This window comes from Oceanisphaera sp. (genome assembly GCF_052084945.1).
In the GTDB taxonomy this organism is placed as follows: domain Bacteria; phylum Pseudomonadota; class Gammaproteobacteria; order Enterobacterales; family Aeromonadaceae; genus Oceanimonas.
In genome coordinates, this window is the sequence record NZ_JBQDEX010000170.1 from 1 (window position 1) to 3,820 (window position 3,820).

General features: G+C 48.8%; 5 protein-coding genes. 4 read left to right on the plus strand and 1 reads right to left on the minus strand.

Going from position 1 to position 3,820, the window contains the following annotated elements; all coding sequences use genetic code 11:
• Nucleotides 1–82 precede the first annotated feature (82 nt).
• Entirely contained in the window at nucleotides 83–1,372 is a 1,290-nt protein-coding gene (gene hemL, locus ACTHY5_RS11550) for a glutamate-1-semialdehyde 2,1-aminomutase (protein ID WP_441879809.1), read from the minus strand.
• 144 nt (nucleotides 1,373–1,516) lie between these two features.
• On the opposite strand from hemL, the gene ACTHY5_RS11555 reads away from it, so the two are divergent.
• Genes ACTHY5_RS11555 through ACTHY5_RS11570 form a run of 4 tightly spaced genes read left to right on the plus strand, consistent with a single transcriptional unit; the run spans nucleotide 1,517 to nucleotide 3,347 of the window.
• Nucleotides 1,517–2,149 (plus strand): DUF6776 family protein, encoded by a 633-nt coding sequence (locus ACTHY5_RS11555; RefSeq protein WP_441879812.1) that lies wholly within the window; start codon nucleotides 1,517–1,519, stop codon nucleotides 2,147–2,149.
• Nucleotides 2,150–2,204: 55 nt separating this feature from the next.
• Nucleotides 2,205–2,549: an iron-sulfur cluster insertion protein ErpA gene (erpA, locus tag ACTHY5_RS11560; protein ID WP_441879815.1), complete on the plus strand. Its 345-nt coding sequence runs from the start codon at nucleotides 2,205–2,207 to the stop codon at nucleotides 2,547–2,549.
• Nucleotides 2,550–2,592: 43 nt separating this feature from the next.
• Nucleotides 2,593–2,916: a glutaredoxin family protein gene (locus tag ACTHY5_RS11565; RefSeq protein WP_441879818.1), complete on the plus strand. Its 324-nt coding sequence runs from the start codon at nucleotides 2,593–2,595 to the stop codon at nucleotides 2,914–2,916.
• Nucleotides 2,913–3,347 (plus strand): HIT domain-containing protein, encoded by a 435-nt coding sequence (locus ACTHY5_RS11570; RefSeq protein ID WP_441879821.1) that lies wholly within the window; start codon nucleotides 2,913–2,915, stop codon nucleotides 3,345–3,347. The genes ACTHY5_RS11565 and ACTHY5_RS11570 overlap by 4 nt, the downstream gene beginning before the upstream one ends.
• Nucleotides 3,348–3,820: the final 473 nt, after the last annotated feature.

Consider the following 3,820-nt stretch of genomic DNA (forward strand, 5'->3'; position numbering starts at 1 on the left):
GCCTTTTCCGTGTCTTGCGTGGCAAAAATAGTCCTTAGTTTTTACTTAATACAAAGTGACCATATACTTACTTAGATTGGTATTACTCGCCTTTCATGGTGGCAAAGGCTTTATCGGCGGCCGCTATGGTGTGGGCAATTTCTTGTTCGCCATGGGCCAATGACATAAAGCCGGCTTCAAACGCAGACGGCGCTAAATAGACCCCTTGATCCAGCATTAAGTGGAAGAAGCGCTTAAAGGCATCACCATCACAACGAGTTACTTGCTCATAACCCTGCACTTCTTTTTCATCAGAAAAGAAAAAGCCAAACATGGCGCCCACTTGATTGGTGGTAAAAGGAATGCCGTGCTTATCAGCAGCAGCCTGTACTCCATCGAGTAATGCCTTAGTGCTTTGTTCAAGCTTATCATGTACACCCGGCTGGCTAAGGGCATTCAGCGTAGCTAAACCGGCGGCCATAGCGACAGGGTTACCCGATAAGGTGCCGGCTTGATAAACGGGACCGGTTGGCGCTAGGTATTCCATCACATCACGACGACCACCAAAGGCACCGACTGGCATGCCACCCCCGATAATTTTACCTAAGGTGGTTAAATCTGGCGTGACGCCAAAGCGTTGTTGGGCTCCACCCAGTGCCACCCGGAAACCACACATGACTTCATCAAAAATCAATAAGGCGCCGTATTGGTCACAAAGGGTGCGTAAGCCTTCTAAAAAGCCAGCTGCCGGAGGAATACAGTTCATATTGCCAGCAATAGGCTCAACAATAATACAAGCAATCTCCTCGGGAGCGGCGGCAAAAGCGGCTTCAACGGAGGCTAAGTCATTAAAGGTGGCAGTGAGTGTGTGCTTTGCAAAGTCAGCCGGTACGCCCGGTGAGTTAGGCTGGCCTAGGGTGAGCGCGCCTGAGCCGGCTTTCACTAATAGGCAGTCGGCATGGCCATGGTAACAGCCTTCAAATTTAAGAATTTTGTCGCGGTTGGTAAAGCCTCGAGCTAAACGAATGGCGCTCATGGTGGCTTCGGTGCCGGAGTTCACCATGCGTACTTGTTCCATAGAGGGCACCAGTTCATTGACCTTTTCGGCCATCGTCACTTCTACCCCTGTCGGGGCGCCAAAGCTTAAACCGCGTTCAACGGCTTCTATCACGGCGTCACGTACTACTGGGGCATTATGGCCTAAGATCATCGGTCCCCAAGAACCAATATAATCGACATAAGACTGGCCATCAGCATCATAAATGTAGGCACCATCGGCACGTTCAATAAAACGAGGCGTGCCGCCTACACCATTAAAGGCACGAACGGGAGAGTTAACGCCGCCAGGAATAACCAGCTGCGCTTTGGTAAATAAATCATCAGACTTGGACATGTCAGCATCCTTTGAATGGGGTCGGTAGCAGCCAATGCTGCTAAGGTGTGCAGACTATAACAAAGATTGCCCAACGCTTGAATCTTGCTGGCGCCAAGTCTCAGGCTTTGGCACAATTTGCCGCTAATATTAAAGGAGCCGATTATGCCATCGCCGTTCAGCCGCCGTTTAATGGTATTATCTTTGTTAAGTATGTTGTTACTACTGATAACGGGCTATTTAGGCTTGCGTTATGCAGAACAAGACCAGTTATTAGCACAGCACAGGCTAGCCGCAGAGCGCGATCAGCAAGCTTTACTGGCACTACGTGTTGATTTGCAAACGCTGCTGAGTGCCGAAGAGAGTCAACTTGCTCTGCTTGATGCACAAGCAGAGCAATTAAGCGAGCAAGCCCAAGAGTTAGCGCTGTATCGGCAGGTGTTGTCTCCGGTTGGTGGTGAGCTACTGTTGACGCAAGAAGAGGTAGTGGCGCTGGCTGAGCCTGGCATGTTTGCCTATCGGTTGGTGTTATTTCAGCCAACGCAAAGCAGCCAAAAAATAACAGGGCAAGCGCGCCTTAGCGTGCGAGCCCTACACAAGGAGCATTCAGTGATACTGACGGATGATATGCTGGGTGTGGCACCTGTTAGCTTGGATTTTCGTCATTTTCAGGTCTTAACAGGGCAACTGCGTCTACCCGTAGATAGTCAAGCGCGCACGTTAGAGTTACGGCTTACATTGAATAACAGGGCGGATCGAACTTTAAGTCTCAATTGGCCGATACCGGACAATACTTGACCTAGTTGGTCGGGTATTGGATAATTTCAGATAATCATTAATTCAAGAGGTAGTGATGAGCGAAGCAATCCCCTTGCCAATCCAGATGAGTGATGCGGCAGCCACTAAGGTCCAAGCGTTGATCAGGGAAGAAGAAAACCCCGATTTACGCTTGCGTGTATATATTACCGGCGGTGGTTGTTCGGGCTTTGAGTATGGTTTTACCTTCGATGAAAAAACCAATGATGGTGATACCGTGGTTGAAAAAAACGGCGTTATTATGGTGGTAGATAGCATGAGCTTACAATATCTTGTCGGTGGCACTGTCGATTATATTGATGGGCTAGCAGGCTCTCGCTTTTTGGTCACTAACCCCAACGCAACCAGCACCTGCGGTTGTGGTTCTTCATTTAGCGTTTAATTTGGTTAACGCTGAGTCACATTAATCTCAATAGGGGGTGAGTATGTCGGTATTTGATTGGTTTAAAAGTGGCTCGTCTGAGTCAAACACCGCGCCTATGGTAGAAGCGACCGACCAATTAGCGCTCTATCGAAAAGACTGGTGCCCTTTTTGTGACCGCGTACAAAGTGTGGTCGATGACCTCGACCTTGAAATAACCGAGTGCGACATCACTCAGCGCGAGCATTTACAAGCCTTGATGAGTGGCGGTGGCCAGCGCATGGTGCCTTGCTTGCGTATTGAACCTGAACCGGGAAAGTATGTTTGGCTATATGAATCGGCAGATATTATTGCGTATCTGCGCCGCCATGCCGAAGGTCTTAAATGAGCGAGTTTCATTTACACCCGCAATTAGCTGCTGACACGCAATGTGTGGGTGAGCTGCCATTAAGCTTGGTCTTGCTGGCGAACGATTGCCAATACCCTTGGCTGATTTTAGTGCCTAAACGCGCAGATATTCGCGAAATACACCATTTAAGCGAGGCGGATCAACAGCAACTGATGCGGGAGTCTTGTGCGGTGGCCAGCCTGATGGAATTGGGATTAGATGCCGAAAAAATCAATGTGGCGGCTCTGGGTAATATGGTGCCTCAGTTACATTTACATCATGTGGCGCGATTTAGCACCGATGCTGCTTGGCCGGCGCCTATTTGGGGAAAACACACTGCCATTGCCTACCCTAACTTAAGTCAAGAAGCGGCATTATGGCAGCATCGTTTAAGCAAAGTAGATGACTTTACCCCCGCTCAGTACGCCTAAAACTTTGAGCGGTACGTTATACCAAACACAAATAGTCGAACTATTTAAATGCAGTATAAAGAGGAAACAGAGTCACCTCCCTCGACGCGCCATCAACCCATCCATGGGGGCTCAGGAAATGCCGTCCATGGCGCTCGGAAGTCATGTGTTGAAGCCCGATGGGGCGAGCCTGTCTCGCCGTGATGAATATCATTAGCCCGCAGCGTGTCGGTGTAGTGGCCCCTTTGTTCGGCTTTACAGGCAGCACAAACTGACTACTTATTTAATACGACTGCTATTAAATATACACACCTATATCTTTACTCTTGCTTACAGTTCCCCCGCAGGAGAGATTAATTTCTCGCCACCATAATGTCACTAAACTTGCCTAATTGAGCCATTAACTGATCTGCTTTGGGTTTAAACTGAGCGAGCTGGGTGTTAGATAATATCGCCGCTTCAGGCATATCCACTGTTTTCGGATTTTTGTGTAC